The following is a 22514-nucleotide window of genomic DNA, read 5'->3' as shown; positions in this document are numbered from 1 at the left end:
ACCTGTATCCAAAAGAGCCTGTTACAGCCAAGCATTATTTATGGTTCAGCGCTGTTCGGCTTTTAATTTTAACTGCCGGGCTTGCTGCTGCAAACTGGCGCGTACCAATAATTCGCGATCTTCTTCTCTGATTTGCTGAAATACCACATTAACCAAGTAACCATTGTCGGCGGGCTCACAGCTTAAGATCTGACCATAGCAGTATACGGCGCCGGCATTTTCGGCTAAAAAAAGTTTTACTTCAACTACTTGTAAAGGTGTAAAGGGGCTTTCGCTTGCAAAGCTTAAACCTGCGCCACCATAGCTTTTGGTAAAAAAGCGGTGTGCTACGGTATCTTGCTGCTGCAACACATAATGTAAGAGCAAATCGAGCTTCTTAGCCTGTTGTTGTAAATAATTGGCCAACTCTTCTGCTAATTCGCCCAAACGTTGCAGTGAACGCAAGGCATTTAAATTAAGCTGGCCAATATTACCGGCCAGCAAAAATGGCTCGGGGATAGCAGCCAGAAACGTGGCTTCATCAGGCAAAGGGCCGTCTTTGGGCACGATATTAATGACAATAGCGTGTTCAACTTTAAAATACTGCTGAAAGTCTGTTGTTAATTGGTCCAGTTCAGAGTGCATGGGCGATCTCCCCGGCTGCCGCTTGTTATTGTGCCGAATAATCACTATTATCGGCACCACTTTGACGCTAATTTATCATCTAACCTGGGTAAAGTCCTGAAAATTAACATGCACCTGCCAGTCAGTCTATTCATTGGCTTACGATATAGCCAAAGCCGCAAAGGCAATGCCTTTATCTCTTTTATGACGCTCTTTTCAGTAGCGGGTATCTTATTGGGGGTAATGGCTTTAACCATTGTTAGCTCGGTAATGAATGGCTTTGAGGCTGAATTGAAAAAACGCATACTAGGGGTGATCCCCCATTTAGTGGTGCACACCGAAACCGAAAATGCCGATTGGCAAGCGCAGTTACGCAAACAGGCGGGGGTGCAAGACATCACCCCATTTTTGCAAACCGAGGCATTGGTGCAATCATCGCGGCAACTTACCGCCGTGATGTTACAGGGGTTAGAGCCTGAGCATTTACCGCAATTTTTACAGCAGTCTTTAGTCTTGGGGAACTGGCAAACGCTTAGTGAACAGCGTTATAGCGTCATGTTAGGCCGGGGCTTAGCGCAGCAGCTGGAAGTCTATGTTGGACAACAGATCCGAGTGATGCTAGCACAAGGTGGCAGTTATAGCCCGCTGGGTTGGATGCCACGGCAACGGCTCTTTACCGTGGCCGGTATTATTGATACCGGTTCCGAGGTTGATGAATTAATTGTGGTCACTGCACAACAGGATCTCGCTCGTTTATTACCCGAGCGTGAGCGTAAAACCGCCTGGCGAGTCAGTTTGCAGGAGCCTTTTCAGGCGCCGTTATTGGGTACGCAGGTTGCAAGCATGCCCAATATTAGCCAGGTGCAGGATTGGCGACAAAGCCATGGTAAGCTGTTTGCTGCGGTGGCGATGGAAAAAGCCATGATGTGGTTAATGCTGCTGCTTATTGTCGCTGTTGCGGCCTTTAATATTGTTTCGGCCTTGGTGATGATGGTTACCGAAAAACAAGCGGAAGTCGCGATTTTAAAAACGCAGGGGATGACAGACCGGGCGCTATTTTTGGTGTTTGCTATTCAAGGGTTATTGAATGGTGTCATCGGTGCAGTGTTTGGTGTGATTGCCGGAATATTGGGCAGTTGGCAGCTGAATAATCTATTAGCATTGACCGGTATGCAGGTAGCCGGCGGTATCGAGCTGCCGGTACTGATGAACTTGCCACAAATTTTTAGTATTTTTGTAAGCGCCATAGGTCTTACCTTATTGGCCGTTGTTTATCCGGCGTGGCGAGCCGTTAAAATCAATCCTGCGGAAGTGTTGCGTGATGAATAATGTGTTGGAAGCCCGTCAAATTTGTAAAAGCTATCGAGATGGTCAGCAGGTCACTCAGGTATTGCAAGATGTCAATTTGCAGGTCGCTGCCGGCCAAATGGTAGCGATAGTAGGGAGTTCAGGCTCAGGTAAAAGTACGTTGCTGCATATTTTAGGTACTTTAGATGCACCTGACAGTGGTGAGGTGTTTATCGCCGGTCAGCAGATCGCGCGTTTAACGAATAATGCCAAGGCAGCGCTGAGAAACCGGAAACTGGGATTTATTTATCAGTTTCACCACCTGTTAATGGATTTCACCGCCAGCGAGAACGTTGCCATGCCGTTGTTAATTCAAGGTATTAGTTCGAAGGCTGCCAATCAGCAAGCTGCTGATTTATTAACACGTGTTGGGCTTGCACATCGGCTTAGCCATAAACCCTCTGAGCTAAGTGGTGGTGAGAGGCAACGCGTTGCTATTGCCAGAGCATTGGTGACTAAACCTGCTTTGGTGTTGGCTGATGAGCCCACGGGTAATTTGGATCAGCATACGGCGGAGTCAATATACCAGTTATTGCGCGAACTTAATCGTGAGCTTGCCACTAGCTTTGTGGTGGTGACCCATGATCGGACACTGGCCGCGCGTCTGGATAAGCAGTATGCCATGACAGACGGCCGCTTGGAGCCTACTCTATGAAAGGACTGGCGTGGCAGCTGGCCCGGCGTTATCGTTCAGCCCGGCATACCAGCGGTTTTATTCGCTTTATTTCAGCGTCTTCCACCTTGGGAATTGGTTTAGGGGTGGCTATTTTGATTTTAGCCTTATCCGTGATGAATGGGTTTGAACTAGCATTAAAACAGCGGTTGTTGTCGGTGATCCCGCATGTGGAGTTGGATGCCGTTGAGAACAAACTCGCAGATTGGCAATCCAAAATAACGACCTTGACCAGCGTAGAGGGCGTTACCGCTGGTGCCCCCTATATCAAAGCCAATGGTATGCTGCGCCGCGGCAGTAATGTCAAAGCGATCCAACTACGTGGCATTGCGCTGGATTATGAACGCCAGATCAGTGATTTTGAACGCTATCTGCAAAGCGGCAGCGTGACAAAACTGGCAGCCGATCAGCTGGTATTGGGGAGTGGCGTCGCCACCGCGTTAGCGTTAGAGGTGGGTGATAGCGTGCAGTTAATGTTGCCACGTTTTACTGACGATGGCCGCTTAGCCAGTTATTCTAATCGGGTGCTTACTGTGACCGGTATTGTTAATCTAGGGGGACAATTAGACTACAGTCAGGCCTGGATGGATATTGATGCGCTGGCAAGCTATCTGGATATGTCACCAGGTACGGTGCAGGGGTTAGCCTTTCGGCTGGACGATATTTTTGCGGCACCAGCTATGGCCAGAATCCTTGGCCCCTTGTTGGATGATTATGTCTATATGCGCGATTGGTTTGGCAGCCAGGGCCATGTTTATCAAGATATCCAAATGGTACGAGCCATTTTATATCTGGTCTTGGCGCTGGTTATAGCGGTAGCCTGTTTTAATATTGTCGCAACCTTAGTGATGGCGGTGCGCGAGAAAGAGTCAGACATCGCGATTTTGTTAACCATGGGTATGCAGCCTGCCGCGCTGGTTAAAACCTTTATGCTGCTGGGTTGGTTAAATGGTTTAGTTGGAACTGTGGTTGGCGCTACTGTTGGTGTGCTGCTGGCAACCTTTATCGAACCGATTTTTGCATTTTCGACCAGGCTGTTGGGTAAGTCTTTGCTTGATCCCAGCATTTATTTTATTGACTTCTTACCGTCTTTATTAGTGTGGCAGGATGTTATCGTTACTGTAGCGTTAGCGCTTAGTCTGAGTTTGGTATCAACTCTGTATCCAGCATTGCGGGCCAGCAGAGTCGATCCCGCGCGGGTATTGGGTCAGCGCTGATCGTCGCGGCGCTGTTTATACTTCAGAAAGCGCGCCAGCTTTTCTTTTCTGACGGAAAAACGCCAGAGCCAATCTATGGCAAAATAACCAATAATGCTGGCAGTAATTCCCATCAATAAACAACCGGTAATAAGGGGTTTACCGATGGTTTGCATGCTGTGGATCAACCAGGCAAAGCTTGCTTCAAATGCAAATGGTTCTGGTGGCGCTTTTAGCACCACGGTGCCAATTAAATAGCTTAAGTACAACATAACGGGCATGGTTAACGGGTTAGAGATCCAGACCAGTGCGACCGACAACGGTAAATTTACTCTTAATGGGATGGCCATCACCGCAGAAAATACCATCTGAAAAGGTAAAGGCATCCAAGCCCAAAAAAGTCCGACAGCAAAGGCGCCGCGTGCAGAGCGGCGATTTAAGTGCCATAAATTACCATCGTGTAGCATAGTGCCAAACAGATTGAGTATACGCATCTGCTTGATTTTTTCTGGAGATGGTAAATATTTCTTAATAGTCTTCTTTGGCATTACAACCTATTAACGAAATAGTAATATGCAAAGGTTTTGCACAGGTGTCTTAGCTGGTTGCCTATTGTCTTTATTTTTGCCGGCGCTGCCAGTCTTTTTTAAAATTATTTTTCTAAGTGCTTTTTTGCTTAGCTTGCTTTGTCGTCAGTCTTTGCTGGCGGGCGTCTTCGCCTTGCTTTGCTGCTGGCACTGGCAATTACAAGCTTACCTTATAGCACAGAGCAGTGTGCTGGGGCTTAATCCAAATCCAAGCTTGCTCGCTAGCCCAAATACTCTGCCTGACGCGATGCAAGTAAGGATAGCCAACTGGCGTGCACTGGAAGCCGGTGACATTGAAGTTACTGCCATCATACAGCAAGGTGTCGCCAAGGGCTATCAACTCAAGCTACGTTGGCGTAATGCACCTGAGATTGCCGTGGGACAGCAATGGCGTCTGTATATTCAGTTACGGCCGATCAGAAGCCACAGTAACCCCGGAGGCAGACAACAAGACATTCAGGCGTTACTGCAATCGATTATCGCCGAGGGTTATGTTAGACCACAGCAGCCGGCTATTTTGCTTAAAGCAGCACCATCAACAAGGCATCAGCTGATTGCGCGATTAACGCTGTGGACTGCTGAGCTGCAAACAGCGCCTTTGTTATTAGCGTTAACGGTTGGAGAGCGACAGTTTAGCAGCGATCTTTGGCGCGGTGTGCAATACAGTGGGCTTGGGCATATTCTAACCATCTCAGGTTTACACATCGGTTTGGTGTTTGGCTGGGGATATTTTTTAGCGGGCTTAGGGTTAAAAAGTCGTTTTTTTAAGTCGCCGCAAAATCTAACAGGTTCAGCAGCGCAACTATTAATCGCTTTGAGCGCCGCGATTTGTTATGCCTGGCTGGCTGGGTTTGCTATTCCAACACTTAGAGCTGCCGCGGCTTTATTGCTGGTAGTTGCTAGTCGTCTTTTGTTAAAACCCCTGAGCGGACGTTATGCGTGGCAATTGTTAGTTGCATCGCTTTTATTGTTAAACCCCTTTTGGATGCTGAGTTTTAGCTTTTGGCTATCGGTATTAGCCGTGGCCGTCATTTTCTTTTTAGTGTGGTGGTTGCCCGCCGTTGCCAAAGAAGGTAGTGCCAAGTTGGTTTATTTTGTCGTCTTTCATTGTATCCTGACGATGGTTATGTCGCTAATTGGTTTGGCATTTTTTGGTGGCATCAGTGCTCTGGCTGTACTGTCTAATCTGCTTTTTGTTAGCTGGTGTAGTTTGTTGGCGATACCGCTGTTACTTTTTACACTATGTTGGAGTTTACTCGCCTTGCCTTACGCGCAACTGTTATGGCAGTTGACTGATTGGGCATTTTTACCACTTTGGTACTGGTTAGAGTGGTGTGCTGAACAAGCTGTTTGGTGGAGTGTGCCAAGCTTAGGCAGCGCTGCGGCTTTGTTACTTGCTGGCGCTTTACTTATATTTTTGGTACTGCGTTTACCTTGGTCGCCGAAAATTTTGCTGTTGGCTACGATAGTGCTGGCATTAATGGCGCCACGACCCACTTCACCACAACTTATCTTATTAGACACAGGGCAAAGTACGGTATTGCTGGCGCGGCATAATCAGCTTAATTGGTTATACTTAGACGCCGCAACCTCACAAATGGAAGGTGTTATTCAGCATCGGGTATTACCACAATTACGTTATCAACGTTGGCGACATTTAGATCTGGTGCTGCTCCCTCATTTAGAGCGGGAGATGCAACCTGCGCTAGCGTTGTTGCAGCAGCATTATCCAGAGGTACGCTTTTACAGTGCCACACCAATATTATCAGGGAGTTACCCTTGCCATAAACTCGTTACCGATTATGCGAATGCTGGGTTACAGCACTGGGCACTAACTGTTGCCGATCCTTGTGTAGTCAGTGCAGAGTTTGCAGGATGGCGTTTACTGTTACCCGGACGGCTCACAATCTGGCAAGAGCAGCGATTAATACAGCGATATCCCAGCTTGCAAAGCGATCTTTACCTATTGGCGGATTATGGTCGTCCCAGTGCAAATTCACTGGCCTGGCTACAACAACTATCACCGGGGCTGTTATTACTTTCGGCTAGTGAGCAAGGTGCTTATCGCTACCCTTTAGCTGCGGTGCAACAACGTATCACACTGTTAGGCATACCACTTTACCATTCGGGCAAAAATGGCGCATTAACCCTGCATTTTAGCGAAGATAAGCTGCAAATTATCGCACAAAGGCAACAATGGCGGTTACGCTGGTTAGAAAAGCCAGCAGAATAGCTGAAACCTTGACAACAACACGTTAGAATAGGGCGCATAATTACTAAAAAGGTTGATATTTTGCAGACAGATAACAACACTTCAGTGGCAGTTTACCGCCGCTTACTCTCTTATTTAAAACCTTATCGCTTAGGTTTTGTTGCTGCTATTTTAGGCATGGTGGGCTATTCAGCGATAGATGCTGGTTTTATTGCTTCGGTACAACCTTTTATTGACCGGGGTATTCAGGAAAAAGATACCGACTTTTTGAAACTGGCGCCACTTATCGTCATTATCATGTTCGTTATGCGGGGTATTTTTCATTTTACCGCGACATATTGTATTAGTTGGGTTGGAAATCAGATCGTTAAAGATATGCGTCAGCAGTTATTTGGCCATATGATGCGCTTGCCGGTGAGCTTTCACGATAAACACTCTACTGGCGAACTCATCTCAAAAATTACTTATGATGCCGAGCAAATTAAGCAATCACTGACTAAAGCCTTAATCGTCTTAGTACGTGATGGTGCTTTGGTTGTTGGTCTTATTGTTGTGATGTTTTGGTATAGCTGGCAGCTATCATTAATTTTCTTTTTGATAGCGCCTATTATCGCGCTGATTGTGAGCTTTGTATCGAAACGTTTTCGGCAACTCAGTCATAAAATTCAACACGCGATGGGAGGCGTAACCACCGCTTCGGAACAAATGCTGAACGGGCATAAAGTTATTTTGTCTTTTGGTGGGCAAAAAATTGAAGATGAGCGTTTTGCTGAGGTCAATAATCAAACCCGTTTACAAGGCGTGAAAATGGACTCTACCTCAGCTATCAGCTCTGGTGTAATCCAGTTAATCGCGTCTTTTGCCTTGGCTTTTGTAGTGTATATGGCAAGCCAGCCAGAAATGCTGGATACGTTAACCGCAGGGATCTTTTCTGCCATAGTAACCTCTATGGTAATGCTACTTAAACCGTTAAAGCAGCTAACTACCGTCAACAGTGAGTTTCAGCGTGGTTTAGCGGCGGCCGCTAGTATTTTTAAAGTGTTGGATGAAGCTGCAGAGCAAGAGACAGGTAGGTTGGAGCTTAAAACCGCTAAAGGTAATATCAGCTTTGAACATGTGAGCTTTCACTATCCGGGGCATAGCCAGCGCGTACTGAGTGATATTAGCTTTACGGTGCCAGCAGGCCAAACGGTGGCTTTAGTTGGTCGCTCAGGTAGCGGTAAAACGACGATTTCCAGTTTGTTACCGCGTTTTTACGAGGTTGAGCAGGGGCAAATTTTACTGGATGGCCAAAATATTCAAAGTTATACCCGGTCATCATTACGGCAGCAAATTGCTGTGGTCTCGCAGCATGTGATGTTGTTTAACGATACCATTGCCAATAATATTTGTTACGGTATGGCCGAAAAGGTAAGCCGGGAGCTATTGCTTGACGTAGCGGAGAAAGCGCATGTTATGGAGTTCGCCAATAAAATGCCCGAGGGGCTAGACACGCAAATTGGTGAAAATGGCGTGAGTTTATCTGGTGGGCAGCGACAACGCATTGCCATTGCCCGAGCATTGTTGCGCCAGGCGCCGGTATTAATTTTGGATGAGGCAACATCGGCGCTTGATACCGAGTCTGAGCGTAAAATTCAGGCTGCTTTAGATGTGCTGTTGAAAGGTCGTACTAGTATTGTTATTGCCCATCGGTTATCGACGATTGAAAATGCCGACAGCATTATTGTCATGGATCAGGGTAAGATCTTAGAGCAGGGCACCCATGCTGAGTTACTCGCGCGTGATGGCGCTTACGCTTCGTTACATAAATTACAATTTGGCAGTGACAAATGACCGTGTTGGAACGCGGCTGGTATGAAAAACGCTGGTGGTGTTACTTGTTAGCACCATTTAGCGTGTTGTTTTGGCTGCTTGCTACTGTACGTCTAAGCTTGTTTCGTTTTAAGTTAAAAGCCTCTTATCGTTTACCGGTACCGGTAGTGGTGGTCGGTAACATTAGTGTTGGCGGCACCGGCAAAACACCCTTTACCCTATGGTTTTGTCAATTTTTACGTCAGCAGGGTTTTACCCCGGGGATCATTAGTCGCGGTTATGGCGTTAAGATCGCTGCTCCGGTGCTGGTTAGTGCGCAGCATAGTGCGCTAGAGGTTGGGGATGAGCCTTTGCTTTTAGCCGAGCGCTCTGGCTGTCCGGTGGTGGTGAGTCCAAACCGGGTAGAGGCAGCCCGATATTTGCTACAGCAGTGCCCACAGGTAAATTTGATTATCTCTGATGATGGTTTACAGCATTACGCTTTGCAGCGTGATATAGAAATTGTGTTAATTGATGGCCAGCGTGGTCTGGGGAATGGTTGGTTATTGCCCACAGGGCCTTTACGTGAGCTACCTGCGCGCTTAAAGCACGTGGACTTGGTCATCGCCAATAGTGGTCAGCATGAACTTGCTGATGGCGTTATGACAGTGCAGGCAGAACGACTAGTGCCTTTGACATTGCCCGAGCAACGGCTCCCCGAGGGGGCGACAGTTGACATTATTGCCGGTATTGGCAATCCACAACGTTTTGAACGCTCAGTGCTGGCAGCGGGTTACCAAATTAAGCAACGCCGTTTTTTAGCGGATCATCACCCCTTTAGCCAAGCTGATTTTAACGGTTTAACAACGCCGCTATTAATGACTGAGAAAGATGCGGTAAAATGCCGTAGTTTCGCGCAAGCTGGCTGGTACTATCTGGCGGTACAAGCGCAACCAGAGTCAGCACTAATTAGTAAACTAACCGAAAAACTGAATTTATTACGGAGTCAATATGGCTATTAACGCGGCGCTGACGGATATCTTGGCCTGCCCGGTTTGTAAGGGTAAGTTAAAGTATGACAAACAAGGCGACAGACTGATCTGTACTTTTGATAAGTTTGCCTACCGTTTAAGCAACAATATTCCGGTGTTATTAGCTGATGAGGCGACGCCATTAACGTCTGAAGAGTGTGAGCAATGGCGTTCATAGTTGTTATTCCCGCACGCTATGCCAGTAGCCGCTTACCAGGTAAACCGCTGGCGGATATTGCCGGTTTAACCATGATTGAAAGGGTCTACCGTCAAGCTAGTCAAAGTGGTGCTGCGCGGGTATTAGTGGCTACCGATGATGAAAGAGTTGCTGCAGAGGTTAACCGTTTTGGTGGTGAAGTTTGTATGACCGCTGCGAGCCATAATTCGGGTACCGAACGCTTGGCTGAAGTGGTCACCAAACTTGGGTTAACACCAGAGACAATAGTGGTGAATGTGCAAGGTGATGAGCCCTTTATCCCCCCGGCGATTATAGGGCAGGTAGCAGCAAATTTGGCCGCTCAGCAAAAAGCACGAATGGCTACACTGGCCGTGCCACTTACTGAACTGGCTGAAGTGAATAATCCCAATGTCGTGAAGGTGGTTACCGACAAGCATGGTTATGCCCTGTATTTCAGCCGCTCAGCCATTCCTTTTGACCGCGACAGCAATTTTAGCGGTAATATCGCTGAGCATTATCGGCGGCACATTGGTTTATATGCTTATCGCGCTGGTTTTATTTTGGATTATGTGCGTTGGCCTACGTCAATGCTGGAGCAAATAGAGGCATTGGAGCAGCTACGGGTCTTATGGCAGGGTGAAGCTATTCATGTTGCTACGGCGTTGCAAATCCCGGCAGTGGGCGTTGACACACCTGCAGATCTTGTTAAAGCCATTGCCTTTGCCAAACACTATGTTTAAGCCTCTGCAATTAGTTGCGCAAACACCTGATTTTATAGTGCTTAATAAACCGGCTGGCCTAAGTTTTCACTCTGAAGATGGCCCAGGCTTAGTGGTACTTGCTGAGCAGCAATTTGGTGAAAAGCTTTATGCAGTGCATCGTTTGGATAAAGTCACCTCTGGCTTAATTATGCTGGCGCGCAGCAGTAATGCGGCGGCTGAATTAACTCGGCAATTTAGTCAAAGGCAGATTGAAAAGTTTTATTTGGCGTTAAGCGAACAAAAACCACTGAAAAAGCAGGGCTGGGTAAAAGGTGACATGCAACCCGCCCGGCGGGGTGCCTGGCGCTTGACTACGTTACTACAGCAGCCTGCTATTACTTATTTTGTTAGCCAAGGTTATCAGGATTTGCCTTTTAGAGCTTTTTTGTTGCGACCTTATACGGGCAAAACTCACCAATTGCGGGTGGCATTAAAAAGCCAGGGGGCGTCTATTGCAGGGGATGTGCTGTATGGTGCAACTAGCAGTGATCGCGTTTATTTACATGCCTACGCCTTAGCGCTGGAATACGGCGGCGTACGTTATCAGTTTAGTGTATTACCGGATAGCGGTATTGCGTTCGCGAGTTTAATCGAACATGGTCTACCCGACTCCTGGTTAGCGCCCTGGCAGTACCCTTGGCCAAAACCGCCGTTATTCACCTTATAATAGTATCGCATGCTGTTTAATGTTTATCTTTAGCTTAAAAGTAGTAAGCAGGATTTTTATGTCAGATTATTACACCCGTTTTGCCGGAATTAGCCGTCTTTATGGTGCGGTTGCACTTGAAAAATTTCGGCAATCGCATGTTGTTGTTATTGGTATTGGTGGTGTCGGTAGTTGGGCTGCTGAGGCTTTAGCGCGCTCAGGTATCGGTGAACTCACCTTAATTGATCTGGATGATGTGTGCGTTAGCAATATCAACCGTCAGTTACATGCGTTAACCAATACAGTAGGCGAAGATAAAGTGGCGGTAATGGCAGAGCGTATCCTGCAAATTAATCCAGAATGTAAGATTAATCAGATCGCCGATTTTATTGCGCCTGATAATCTTGTTGAGCTATTAAGCGGTAAAGTAGATTATGTGCTGGATGCGATTGATTCTGTTAAAGCAAAAGTTGCACTGATTGCCTGGTGTAAGAGGAATAAAATTCCGATAATTACTACCGGAGGCGCTGGTGGTCAGCTTGATCCTACCCAAATTCAATTGGCTGATTTAACGCTGGCGTTTAATGATCCTTTATTGGCAAAAGTGCGCAATATGCTGCGGCGGGATCATAATTTCAGCCGTAATCCGAAGCGTCGTTTTGGTATTGATTGTGTCTTTTCGACCGAACAATTGCGTTACCCGCAAGCAGACGGTTCAGTGTGTCAGCAAAAACCCGCAAAAACCGATGAAAACACTGGGGCTATGCGGTTAGATTGCAGTGGTGGCTTCGGTGCAACAACGGTGGTTACGGCCAGCTTTGGGCTGGCAGCCGTATCACGTTTGTTAGTCAAACTGGTCAGCAAGGGCATAAGCCAGGGCCGCGCTGATCAGTAACCATGGTAGCTTGCTGCGCTTGCTACGGCTTTGATATTGTCTTAGTTGCCGCAGCGCCATGACAGCTTGCTTGCCATCTTTTCCCAATAGGTTATGGCTCAGCTCTAATACAGGGTAAATGAGCCACATCTGCTCGACGGTTTTTATGCCCTCGCGCCAGACGCGTTCTGGTGCGAGTCGACGATACTCGTTAATGACTTCCACAATTAATGGATCAGTTGTCGGCAAATAGCGGTATAACCCATGCACAAAAATTAATAAGTCTCGTACCATACATTGGTCGATACTGAGCATTTGATGCGGATCTTCTTCAAAATCAATAAAGCCAATTTGCTTGCCATCCCAGCACAGATCACGCAGAGCAGGGCGACCATGCCAATAGCGATTTTGATGCAATTGGGCAAGTGCCGCAGCAGCCTCTAATAGTATATGGCGCCGTTCATTAACAGAAATAGTCGATTTGGTTAACCAGTATTTTAACGATGGGCCAACATCAGACAATACCAAATAATTTGGTGTAGCTAACAACACTTCTGGCACCCGGAAGCCTTTAACATGCATTAACTTTAAACGCACAGCTTCACGCTCTAGCGGTGCGCCAGACTCTGCACTTGGAAAATACAAAGGGTTGCTACTCAAGGCTGCAATAGCATGGCTGGCTAGTTGCAACCATTTTGGCGCTGCGTGTTCTTGCTGCTTTACCCAAACCTTATTATCCTGCCATAGAATAGAAAAGGAGCGTTCTTGTCGAATGCTCCTAAGGCTATCGATATAGTTTGCTAAAGTCTGATCCGTCATTTTGGCAACCTGTTTGCTCAAGCTCGGGCGAGGACTGAGGAGGTTTGCCATCAGTTCGTGATCTTGAATAAAATATTTTTCGTAAGTATACCAAATTGATAGCTGAATAATGGCTGAATTCGCTTGTTAGCGGGGGCTCGGCTTATTCATTCAGACAGTGGCGGATGTGGTTAAGCATGGCATTTAAACCATTGCTGCGCGATTGACTCAAATAAGGCTTCAGATTTAAGGCGTCAAAGGCGCGCTGTAAGTCCAGCTGTTTGAGTTCTTGTTGACTTAAGCCATTAACAAAAGACAACATGATCGCCAATAAACCCTTGACTATACGTGCCTCACTATCTAAGACAAAATAGTGCTTGCCTACGGTATTATCGTGATAGTGCAATAACCAAGCGCGGCTTTCACAACCTCTGACGAGCCATTCATTCTGCCGCATTTTTTCCGGGATAGCAGGCAGCTTTTTACCTAATTGCATTAACAAACGGTACTTGCTTTGCCAATCGAGTGGTTGTTGTAGTTGTGGCAAATCCTGTTGCCGGATAGCCGCAAGGGCTGTCGCTGTGTCCGATAAGAGTTGTTCCATGGTCATGACGCCAGGATCTCCGCTGCCTGAGTCAACGCCTTGAGGCATTGCTCCACTTCTGAAATTTGATTATAAGGTGCAAAAGCGAATCTGACTGCACCTGCTGTAGCCATTAAGTCAAATAATGGCATTGCGCAATGTCTGCCTGCCCGTACTGCAATACGCTGTTCGTTTAACAGTGTTGCGACATCTGCTGAATGCTCACCTTGCAGATTTAAGGTTACAATGCCGGCATTATCTTGCCATGGCGATAATACTACTATACCGGGAATATGCTGCAGACCATCATGAAAAGTCTTTAATAACAGTCTTTTATAACTCTTTATTTGCGAAACGTCAAATTGGCTAATAAAGCGGATTGCGGCAGCCAAGCCAAGGGCCCCGGCAATATGAGGTGTACCGGCTTCTAAGCGAGCGGGTAAGTGATTAAAGCTGCTATGGCTAAAACTGACTTGTTCAATCATTTCGCCACCGCCTAATAGTGGAGTAAGTCGCTCTAATAAAGCGCGCTTGCCATAAAGCACGCCAATACCGGTGGGGCCATACAGTTTGTGCCCGGAAAAGCAGTAAAAGTCTGCAGCCAGCTGTTGTAGGTCAGGTTTATCCCAGACAATACCCTGAGCACCGTCGACCACTGTGATTGCTCCTGCTGCTTTAGCCGCCTGCAGCATAGATGCAAGAGGTAACACGGTACCCAGAGCATTCGACACCTGGGTTAAGCTTACAACTTTAGGATGCAGTGTTAATAACTGCTCAAAGGCGGACTGGTCAAGCTGCAGTTGACTATCAAGTGGGATCACGTCGAGAATAACGCCAAAGCGTTGGCAGTGTAATTGCCAGGACACGATATTAGCATGGTGCTCTAACGCTGAAATTAAGATGCGATCTCCGGGTTTTAACACTGTGTGCATCAAGCCAAATGCTAGTTGATTCAGTGCTGCCGTAGTGCCACTGGTAAAGATAATTTCTGCCGGCTCAGCCGCATTTACATACTGCTGAATACAACTGCGGGCTTCTTCGTAAAGTATTGTTGCCATTTGGCTAAGTTTATGTGCACCGCGGTGCACATTGCTATTTTGTTGCCGGTAAAAATGGTCCAACGTTTCTAATACTGCAAAAGGTTTATGCGTGGTGGCGGCATTATCCAAATAAATCCAGTCAGGTTGTGCAGCAAAGAAAGGAAAATGCTGACGAAAAGCGGCGGCATTAAAATCTGACATAAAAGCTCAATAGGAGAGAACGGAAAAATAGCTCGCTATTATGCCCAAAATTCGCGTCTTATGCGAGAGCGAGCTTAATGGTGCATTGTACTAAGTATCTTTTTGCAGAAAAGTTGCAGAAAAAAAGCGGCATTTAGCCGCTTCTGTTTTATTGAGTATCTTAGTTCTTACTTTCGTAATCACGTGCCGTATACCCAGTATAAAGCTGGCGTGGACGACCAATCTTATGGCCTTTGTCGGACAGCATCTCATCCCAATGCGAGATCCAACCTACAGTGCGCGACAAGGCGAAGATCACAGTAAACATGCTGGTTGGAATACCAATGGCTTTTAAGATAATCCCAGAGTAGAAATCGACATTTGGATAGAGTTTTTTCTCGATGAAGTATGGGTCTGATAGAGCAATACGCTCTAACTCCATAGCCACATCTAACAATGGATCTTTAATGTTTAGCTCTTTCAACACTTCATGACAGGTTTCACGCATTACCTTGGCGCGAGGGTCAAAATTCTTATAAACACGGTGACCAAAGCCCATCAAACGGAAGCTATCGTTTTTATCTTTAGCACGGGCAACGAATTCAGGAATGCGGTCAACTGAGCCAATCTGTTGCAACATCTTCAGACAGGCTTCGTTGGCGCCGCCATGAGCAGGACCCCAAAGTGAAGCGATACCTGCAGCGATACAAGCGTATGGATTAGCGCCAGAAGAGCCTGCTAAACGTACCGTAGAAGTCGAAGCGTTCTGTTCGTGGTCTGCGTGTAGCATAAAGATCCGGTCCATGGCTTTGGCCAGCACCGGGCTCACTTTATAGTCTTCTGCTGGTACAGAAAACATCATATTTAAAAAGTTTTCTGAGTAGCTAAGCTCATTACGTGGGTAAACAAAAGGCTGACCAACAGTATATTTGTAAGCCATAGCCGCAATGGTTGGGAGCTTGGCAATTAAACGGTGGGCGCTGCGAGTGCGTTGTTGTGGGTCATTAATATCAAGATCAGAGTGGTAAAAGGATGACATGGCACCAACAACACCACAGAGCATTGCCATTGGGTGGGCATCAACCCGGAAGCCCTGGAAAAACGCGGCAATTTTCTCATGCACCATAGTGTGGCGCGTGATGGTGTTAACGAAATCTTTATATTGCTCTTGGGTCGGTAACTCACCTTCTAATAACAAATAGCAAGTTTCCAGATAATTAGATTTTTCAGCAAGTTGCTCTATAGGATAGCCACGGTGCAGAAGTACACCGTTGTCACCATCAATGTAAGTAATCTTGGATTCACAGGAGCCCGTGGACATAAAACCCGGGTCAAAGGTGAAGTAGCCCTGTTGCCCGAGAGTACGAACATCGATTACGTCAGTGCCTGCCGAGCCAGAGTAGATTGGTAACTCAAACGTTTTACCATCAATCTGCACGACGGCCTTTTTATCTGCCATTGGATTTCTCCTATTGTTGTAGTATCGGATATTAGGGTTTGGGCTATTCTACTCGCAAACCACACCTGAAAGTCAATTCTAAAGACTAATCGATTAATAAGTATTCGACTCTAGTCGTATTGCCGCGGCGGAGAAATGCTGTAAATTTCCACCTGCGGAATTTTCCGTTTAAAACCAAACAAAAATTGTAATAGCGATTCATGAAATATATACTATTGACGGCGTAAAAACAGTTCACCGAACAATAGCTTTTTTGCTGAACCAGCTTTAGCGAATTAGAGTATACTGTTTTGGGTTGTAGCTGTTTCTACAGCAACAATAATGACAACTACGCTCTACACGGGCATCGATAGGCAAGACACTGTGAAAAAGCAAAGACCAATAAATCTCGATTTATCGACAATCTCTCTACCTGCGACTGCCAAAGCCTCTATCCTACACCGGGTGACTGGTGTTGCAATGTTCTTCGCACTGCTGTTTGTTATTTGGGCATGGGCGACGTCATTGCAAAGCGCTGAAGGTTTTGACTACGTGAAGTCCTTGTTAAATTCACATTTAGCGAAATTTATCGCTTGGGGCACTATCACGGTACTTATTTACCACCTGATTGGCGGCATCCGTCATTTGATTATGGATATGGGACATTGGGAAGAGCTGGATTCCGGCAACCTAAGCGCCAATATCACTATCGGATTATGGATTGTGTTAGCCGTTTTAGCAGGAGTATGGTTATGGTTCTAAATCAAGCAAGCCTGAAACGCGATGGTGTTCAGGATTATGTTTCGCTACGTGCCTCAGCTATCGTGCTGGCGCTTTACAGCTTATTTATTTTGGGTTTCTTCTTGTTTACACCAGAAGTGACCTTCGAAATCTGGCAAGGTTTGTTTTCAAACCTACTCATGAAAGTGTTTACTTTACTCGCCCTGATCTCTATTGCCATTCACACCCGTATTGGTTTATGGCAAGTACTAACGGATTACATCAAGTGCGCTAAATTGCGCGGTGTTTTACAGTTTGTACTGTACGTAATTGCCTTTGGTTATGTGGCAGTGGGCTTATTTGTGTTGTGGGGTGCTTAAGTGAATATTCCAGTAAGAGAATTTGATGCCATCGTCATTGGTGCCGGTGGTGCAGGTATGCGCGCAGCGCTGCAAATTACGCAGTCGGGTTTAACTTGTGCGTTGTTGTCAAAGGTGTTTCCTACCCGCTCACATACCGTATCTGCTCAAGGCGGTATTACGGTTGCATTAGGTAATAGCCACCCGGATAACTGGGAATGGCACATGTTCGATACCGTTAAAGGGTCAGACTATATCGGTGACCAGGACGCGATCGAGTACATGTGTAAAACTGGTCCGGAAGCCATTACTGAACTGGAAAATATGGGCTTACCGTTTTCACGCTTTGAAAATGGTCGGGTTTATCAGCGTCCTTTCGGTGGTCAGTCTAAAAACTTCGGTGGTGAGCAAGCGGCGCGTACTGCAGCGGCAGCTGACCGTACCGGTCATGCTTTATTACACCTGTTGTATCAGCAAAACGTGAAAAACCGTACTCAGGTATTTTCTGAGTGGTATGCCTTAGATCTGGTTAAAAACCAGGATGGCGCTGTAGTAGGTTGTACTGCTATTGATATTGAAACAGGCGAAATCGTTTACTTCAAATCAAAAGCTACTGTTTTAGCAACAGGTGGCGCAGGTCGTATTTATGCCTCTACCACCAATGCGCATATCAATACTGGTGACGGTGTAGGTATGGCGCTGCGTGCTGGTGTACCGCTGCAAGACATGGAAATGTGGCAGTTCCACCCAACCGGTATTGCCGGTGCGGGTACGCTGGTAACCGAAGGTTGTCGCGGTGAAGGCGGTTATCTGCTGAACAAAGACGGTGAGCGTTTTATGGAACGCTATGCACCAAACGCCAAAGACTTAGCGGGTCGTGATGTTGTTGCCCGCTCAATGATGACAGAGATTCGTGAAGGCCGTGGCTGTGATGGTCCTTGGGGTCCACACATTAAGTTAAAACTGGACCACTTAGGTGCAGAGGTTTTAGAAAGCCGTTTACCAGGTATTTGTGAGTTGTCACGCACTTTCGCGCATGTTGACCCGGTTAAAGAACCTATCCCGGTAATTCCCACCTGCCACTATATGATGGGTGGTATTCCAACTAACGTTAATGGTCAGGTTATTCATCCAAAAGCGGATGGTTCTGAGCAAGTGGTTGCTGGTTTATTTGCTTGTGGTGAAATTGCTTGTGTATCTGTGCATGGCGCGAATCGTCTTGGCGGTAACTCGCTGCTGGACTTAGTGGTATTTGGTCGGGCTACAGGCTTACATTTAGGTGAAGCTTTAGCCGCTACTGCCGAAGCCCGTCCTGCTTCACAGTCTGATTTAGATGCGTCGCTGGCACGCGTACAGCGCTGGGAAGCTTCTAAGCCTGGTCAGGGTGAGGACCCGGTACAGATCAAGAAAGACTTACAGCAGTGTATGCAACTGAACTTCTCGGTATTCCGTGAAGGTGCTGCGATGGCGGAAGGTTTACAAGAGTTAAAAGAAATCCGTGAACGCTTAAAGTTTGCCCGTTTAGACGACAAGAGCTCAGATTTTAATACTCAGCGTATTGAGTGTTTAGAACTGGATAACCTGATGGAAACCGCTTTCTCTACAGCTGTTGCCGCTAACTTCCGGACTGAAAGCCGTGGTGCTCATGCTCGCTTTGACTTCCCGGACCGTGATGATGAAAACTGGTTGTGTCACAGTGTTTACACGCCGGACTCAGAGTCTATGTTTAAGCGTAAAGTAAACTTGGAACCTAAGTTCCGTGACGCTTTCCCACCGAAAGCACGTACTTACTAAGAGGGCTGACAGCGATGAAGAAGTTAGTATTTTCAATCTATCGTTATAACCCTGATGTCGACCAAGCGCCGCGCATGCAGGATTACACACTGGATAACCCGGAAGGTCGGGATATGATGGTGTTAGACGCACTGATTAAGCTTAAAGAGCAAGATCCGACGTTATCTTTCCGTCGCAGCTGCCGGGAAGGTGTTTGTGGTTCAGACGGTTTAAACATGAATGGCAAAAATGGCCTGGCTTGTATTACGCCGTTGTCTGCTGCAGGTTTAAAAGGTGGCAAGATTGTATTACGTCCATTACCAGGGTTACCGGTAATCCGTGATCTGGTGGTTGATATGAGCCAGTTCTACACGCAATATGAAAAAGTTAAGCCTTACCTAATTAACGACAATAAATTGCCGCCTGCAGGCGAGTATCTGCAAAGCCCGGAAGAGCGTGCTAAGCTTGATGGTCTTTACGAGTGTATTTTGTGTGCTTGTTGCTCAACTTCGTGCCCATCGTTCTGGTGGAATCCGGACAAGTTTATTGGCCCAGCAGGTTTATTGCACGCTTATCGCTTCCTGGCTGACAGTCGTGACACCGCGACAGAACAACGTTTAAACGACTTAGATGACGCTTTTAGCGTATTTCGTTGCCATGGTATTATGAATTGCGTTAATGTTTGCCCGAAAGGTTTAAACCCAACTAAGGCAATTGGTCAGATAAAATCAATGCTGTTAAATCGGGCGCTATAATGCGCCCTTTTTTAGTATTTAATTGAAAACTGTCCATACCCAGGGGGTATGGCAGTTTTTTTGCTAATTTTTCCAGGTGCTCAAAAATAAGGGAAACTAAATGCACGAAGGTGTAATGAAGGCGTGGTTGGAGTCTTCACATCTTGGCGGTGGTAACATGGCCTATGTGGATGAACTCTATGAATCCTACTTAGCAGAGCCCACCAGTGTTGGTGACGAGTGGCGCGAATTCTTCGCGAAGTTACCAAAAATCGATGGGGTCGATCTTGAAACCCGACACAGTGATGTGCGCCAACAGTTCGCTGATTTGGCCCGTAATAAGCATCGCGAAGTCGTTGTTGTAAATTCCGGTTCTGGTGCTGATAGCCGTCAGGTTAAAGTATTGCAACTGATTAACTCCTATCGTTTCCGTGGTCATCAGCACGCTAACCTCGATCCGTTAAACTTGTGGAAACAACCACGGGTTCGCGATTTAGAGCTGTCATACCACGAGCTTTCTGAAGCTGATTACGATACCGAGTTCAATGTTGGATCACTGGCTTGTGGCCAGGAAACCATGAAACTGGGTGAATTGCATAAGGCACTGGAGCGCACTTATTGCGGCTCTATTGGCGCTGAGTATATGCATATCGTTTCCACAGACGAAAAACGTTGGATCCAACAGCGTTTGGAAAGTGTGCAATCACAGCCGCGTTACGACAAAGAAACCAAATTACAAATCCTTAAAGGTTTGGTGGCTGCAGACGGCCTGGAAAAATACTTAAGTTCAAAATTCCCGGGAGCCAAGCGTTTTGGTCTGGAAGGTGGCGATGCCATGATTCCGATGCTCAAAGCGATGATTCACCGTGCCGGTGAACAGGGAGCTAAAGACTCTGTTATCGGTATGGCACACCGGGGCCGTTTAAACACCTTAATTAACGTCTTGGGTAAAAACCCTTCAAAGCTATTTGACGAATTTGCCGGTAAATATGAAGTTGTAGGAGCTGGTGATGTTAAATATCATATGGGTTTCTCATCTGATTTTGAAACTAAAGGCGGCAATGTTCACCTGGCGTTAGCGTTTAACCCATCACATTTAGAAATCGTTAACCCTGTGGTGTTAGGCTCAGTGCGGGCGCGTTTAGATCGTCGAGGTTGCAGTGACGGCTCATTAGCACTTCCTATTACTATTCACGGCGATTCAGCTTTTGCTGGTCAAGGTGTCGTTGCGGAAACCTTTAATATTTCACAAACTCGCGCCTTTAAAGTAGGTGGCACAGTTCGGGTGGTGATTAATAACCAGGTTGGTTTTACTACCTCTAACCCGGAAGATACCCGGTCTACGCCATATTGTACTGATATAGCCAAAATGGTGCAGGCACCGATTTTCCATGTGAATGGTGATGATCCTGAAGCAGTGGTATTTGTCGCTCAGTTAGCAGTTGATTATCGCAATACCTTTAAGCGTGACGTGGTTATTGACTTGTTCTGTTATCGCCGTAATGGTCATAACGAAGCAGATGAGCCAAATGCGACACAGCCATTAATGTATCAAAAGATTAAAAAGCATCCAACACCGCGTGAAATCTACGCTGAGAAGCTAATTCTTGAGGGTGTAGTAACGGCTGACCAGGTTAAGGCCTTAGTTGACGGCTACCGTGATGCGCTGGATCAGGGTGACTGTGTAGTGGATGAATGGCGCCCTATGGCACCAAGCTCAGTCGACTGGACACCTTATATCGGTAAAGACTGGGATGCCAGTTACGATGCTAGCCTTCCGTTAGACAAGCTAATTGCACTTGGTGAGAAAGCCACCCAAATACCTGCAACGCATATTTTACAGCGTCAGGTTGGTAAGGTTTATGAAGACCGGGCGTTGATGCTCAAAGGCGAGAAAAAAATCGACTGGGGTTTTGCTGAGATTTTAGCCTATGCTTCTATCGCAGGTGAAGGTTCGCGGATCCGTATCGTCGGTCAGGATTCAGGTCGTGGTACTTTCTTCCATCGTCATGCTGTATTACATAATCAAACAGATGCCAGCACCTACATACCGCTAGAGCATATCAGTGATGATCAAGGTCCATTCCAGGTATACGATTCTGCTTTGTCAGAAGAAGCGGTGTTAGCTTTTGAGTACGGTTACGCCACAGCTGAACCGCGTGCTATGGTCATTTGGGAAGGTCAGTTTGGTGACTTTGCTAACGGCGCCCAGGTGGTTATTGACCAGTTCTTAAGCTCGGGTGAACAAAAGTGGGGCCGGTTATGTGGTCTGACGATGTTATTACCTCATGGTTATGAAGGTCAGGGCCCAGAGCACTCATCAGCGCGTTTAGAGCGTTTCTTGCAATTATGTGCTGATCACAATATGCAAATTTGTGTGCCCACTACACCTGCGCAAGTATTCAATATGCTGCGTCGGCAGATGGTGCGCCCAATGCGCCGGCCATTAATTGTGATGTCGCCTAAATCTTTATTGCGTCACCCGTTAGCGACTTCTACCTTGGAAGAGCTGGCATCAGGTGTTTATCATAATGTGATTGGCGAGATTGATGAGCTGAATCCAGCTGACGTGAAGCGCGTAGTGTTCTGTAGCGGTAAAGTTTACTACGAACTGCTGGAAGAGCGTCGTAAGCGCGATCAGAAAGACGTAGCGATAGTGCGGGTAGAGCAGTTGTATCCCTTCCCACACACTGAGATGGCTGCAGCGCTTGCTAACTATCAGCATGTTACTGACTTTGTTTGGTGTCAGGAAGAACCACAGAACCAGGGTGCCTGGTATTGCAGCCAACACCATTTCTGGGCTGCTATCCCTAAAGGTGCCCAGTTAACTTATGCCGGTCGTGATGCGTCATCGTCGCCAGCGGTAGGCTATTTGTCTGTGCACAACAAGCAGCAACAAGCGTTAGTCAATGATGCGCTAACTCTTAAATAACTATTTGCCTGCCTGCAGTTGCAGGCGGTGTTAACTGATATAGACCAACCGTTATAGG

The 22514-nt window shown here is 46.7% G+C and carries 21 protein-coding genes; 15 read left to right on the top strand and 6 right to left on the bottom strand.

The window, feature by feature from the left end; all coding sequences use genetic code 11:
* Window positions 1–45: 45 nt before the first annotated feature.
* Window positions 46–624 (bottom strand): PilZ domain-containing protein, encoded by a 579-nt coding sequence (locus tag IE163_RS07755; protein ID WP_189431941.1) that lies wholly within the window; start codon window positions 622–624, stop codon window positions 46–48.
* Between the two features lie 30 nt (window positions 625–654).
* Between IE163_RS07755 and IE163_RS07750 the strand changes: the two genes are divergently transcribed.
* Genes IE163_RS07750 through IE163_RS07740 form a run of 3 tightly spaced genes read left to right on the top strand, consistent with a single transcriptional unit; the run spans window position 655 to window position 3840 of the window.
* Entirely contained in the window at window positions 655–1932 is a 1278-nt protein-coding gene (locus tag IE163_RS07750; RefSeq protein ID WP_229833483.1) for a lipoprotein-releasing ABC transporter permease subunit, read from the top strand.
* Window positions 1925–2605 carry a lipoprotein-releasing ABC transporter ATP-binding protein LolD gene (gene lolD / locus IE163_RS07745; protein ID WP_189431939.1) on the top strand — a complete coding sequence of 227 codons (681 nt, stop codon included), beginning with the start codon at window positions 1925–1927 and terminating at the stop codon, window positions 2603–2605. The genes IE163_RS07750 and lolD overlap by 8 nt, the downstream gene beginning before the upstream one ends.
* Window positions 2602–3840, top strand: a complete 1239-nt coding sequence (locus IE163_RS07740) for a lipoprotein-releasing ABC transporter permease subunit (protein ID WP_189431937.1) — start codon at window positions 2602–2604, stop codon at window positions 3838–3840. Before lolD ends, IE163_RS07740 begins: the two co-directional genes overlap by 4 nt.
* Here IE163_RS07740 and IE163_RS07735 read toward each other — a convergent pair.
* The gene (locus IE163_RS07735) at window positions 3831–4367 is read right to left on the bottom strand and encodes a DUF2062 domain-containing protein (protein ID WP_189431935.1); all 537 of its coding nucleotides are present in this window, start codon (window positions 4365–4367) and stop codon (window positions 3831–3833) included. The two genes, IE163_RS07740 and IE163_RS07735, sit on opposite strands and share 10 nt — an antisense overlap.
* A 64-nt stretch (window positions 4368–4431) precedes the next feature.
* On the opposite strand from IE163_RS07735, the gene IE163_RS07730 reads away from it, so the two are divergent.
* From IE163_RS07730 to tcdA, 7 genes are read left to right on the top strand one after another with little or no spacing between them, the layout of a single operon-like run.
* Window positions 4432–6639, top strand: a complete 2208-nt coding sequence (locus tag IE163_RS07730; RefSeq protein ID WP_189431933.1) for a ComEC/Rec2 family competence protein — start codon at window positions 4432–4434, stop codon at window positions 6637–6639.
* 60 nt (window positions 6640–6699) lie between these two features.
* Complete coding sequence (gene msbA / locus IE163_RS07725; protein ID WP_189431931.1) at window positions 6700–8451, top strand: lipid A export permease/ATP-binding protein MsbA; 1752 nt, start codon at window positions 6700–6702, stop codon at window positions 8449–8451.
* Window positions 8448–9431: a tetraacyldisaccharide 4'-kinase gene (lpxK, locus tag IE163_RS07720; protein WP_189431929.1), complete on the top strand. Its 984-nt coding sequence runs from the start codon at window positions 8448–8450 to the stop codon at window positions 9429–9431. Before msbA ends, lpxK begins: the two co-directional genes overlap by 4 nt.
* A complete protein-coding gene (locus IE163_RS07715; RefSeq protein ID WP_189431927.1) occupies window positions 9421–9618 on the top strand; it encodes a Trm112 family protein in 198 nt (65 codons plus the stop codon). The genes lpxK and IE163_RS07715 overlap by 11 nt, the downstream gene beginning before the upstream one ends.
* Entirely contained in the window at window positions 9606–10358 is a 753-nt protein-coding gene (kdsB, locus tag IE163_RS07710; RefSeq protein WP_189431925.1) for a 3-deoxy-manno-octulosonate cytidylyltransferase, read from the top strand. Before IE163_RS07715 ends, kdsB begins: the two co-directional genes overlap by 13 nt.
* Window positions 10351–11046, top strand: coding sequence for a pseudouridine synthase (locus tag IE163_RS07705; protein ID WP_189431922.1), 696 nt, complete (start codon window positions 10351–10353; stop codon window positions 11044–11046). The genes kdsB and IE163_RS07705 overlap by 8 nt, the downstream gene beginning before the upstream one ends.
* A gap of 58 nt (window positions 11047–11104) precedes the next feature.
* Window positions 11105–11920, top strand: a complete 816-nt coding sequence (gene tcdA, locus IE163_RS07700) for a tRNA cyclic N6-threonylcarbamoyladenosine(37) synthase TcdA (protein ID WP_189431920.1) — start codon at window positions 11105–11107, stop codon at window positions 11918–11920.
* Here the strand turns inward: tcdA and IE163_RS07695 are convergent.
* The 4 genes from IE163_RS07695 to gltA form a co-directional block, all read right to left on the bottom strand.
* Complete coding sequence (locus IE163_RS07695; RefSeq protein WP_189431918.1) at window positions 11870–12718, bottom strand: BUD32 family EKC/KEOPS complex subunit; 849 nt, start codon at window positions 12716–12718, stop codon at window positions 11870–11872. The genes tcdA and IE163_RS07695 overlap by 51 nt on opposite strands.
* A 142-nt stretch (window positions 12719–12860) precedes the next feature.
* Window positions 12861–13301 (bottom strand): SufE family protein, encoded by a 441-nt coding sequence (locus tag IE163_RS07690; protein ID WP_229833482.1) that lies wholly within the window; start codon window positions 13299–13301, stop codon window positions 12861–12863.
* Between the two features lie 2 nt (window positions 13302–13303).
* Window positions 13304–14521, bottom strand: a complete 1218-nt coding sequence (locus IE163_RS07685) for an aminotransferase class V-fold PLP-dependent enzyme (protein ID WP_189431915.1) — start codon at window positions 14519–14521, stop codon at window positions 13304–13306.
* Between the two features lie 160 nt (window positions 14522–14681).
* Window positions 14682–15959 (bottom strand): citrate synthase, encoded by a 1278-nt coding sequence (gene gltA, locus IE163_RS07680; RefSeq protein ID WP_189431913.1) that lies wholly within the window; start codon window positions 15957–15959, stop codon window positions 14682–14684.
* Between the two features lie 363 nt (window positions 15960–16322).
* Between gltA and sdhC the strand changes: the two genes are divergently transcribed.
* The 5 genes from sdhC to IE163_RS07655 all read left to right on the top strand — a co-directional run bounded on the left by sdhC (window position 16323) and on the right by IE163_RS07655 (window position 22456).
* Window positions 16323–16700 (top strand): succinate dehydrogenase, cytochrome b556 subunit, encoded by a 378-nt coding sequence (sdhC, locus tag IE163_RS07675; RefSeq protein ID WP_189432390.1) that lies wholly within the window; start codon window positions 16323–16325, stop codon window positions 16698–16700.
* Complete coding sequence (gene sdhD / locus IE163_RS07670; protein WP_189431912.1) at window positions 16691–17038, top strand: succinate dehydrogenase, hydrophobic membrane anchor protein; 348 nt, start codon at window positions 16691–16693, stop codon at window positions 17036–17038. The genes sdhC and sdhD overlap by 10 nt, the downstream gene beginning before the upstream one ends.
* Window positions 17039–18811, top strand: coding sequence for a succinate dehydrogenase flavoprotein subunit (gene sdhA / locus IE163_RS07665; protein ID WP_189431910.1), 1773 nt, complete (start codon window positions 17039–17041; stop codon window positions 18809–18811). It begins immediately after the preceding gene.
* 14 nt (window positions 18812–18825) lie between these two features.
* Complete coding sequence (locus tag IE163_RS07660; protein ID WP_189431908.1) at window positions 18826–19545, top strand: succinate dehydrogenase iron-sulfur subunit; 720 nt, start codon at window positions 18826–18828, stop codon at window positions 19543–19545.
* A 100-nt stretch (window positions 19546–19645) separates the two neighbouring features.
* Window positions 19646–22456, top strand: coding sequence for a 2-oxoglutarate dehydrogenase E1 component (locus tag IE163_RS07655; RefSeq protein WP_189431906.1), 2811 nt, complete (start codon window positions 19646–19648; stop codon window positions 22454–22456).
* The last annotated feature ends 58 nt before the right edge of the window (window positions 22457–22514 follow it).

The sequence above is a fragment of the Alishewanella longhuensis genome, from assembly GCF_014653435.1.
Taxonomy (GTDB): domain Bacteria; phylum Pseudomonadota; class Gammaproteobacteria; order Enterobacterales; family Alteromonadaceae; genus Alishewanella; species Alishewanella longhuensis.
Note: the sequence above shows the minus strand (reverse complement) of the source record. Positions and strands in the feature narration are given on the sequence as shown.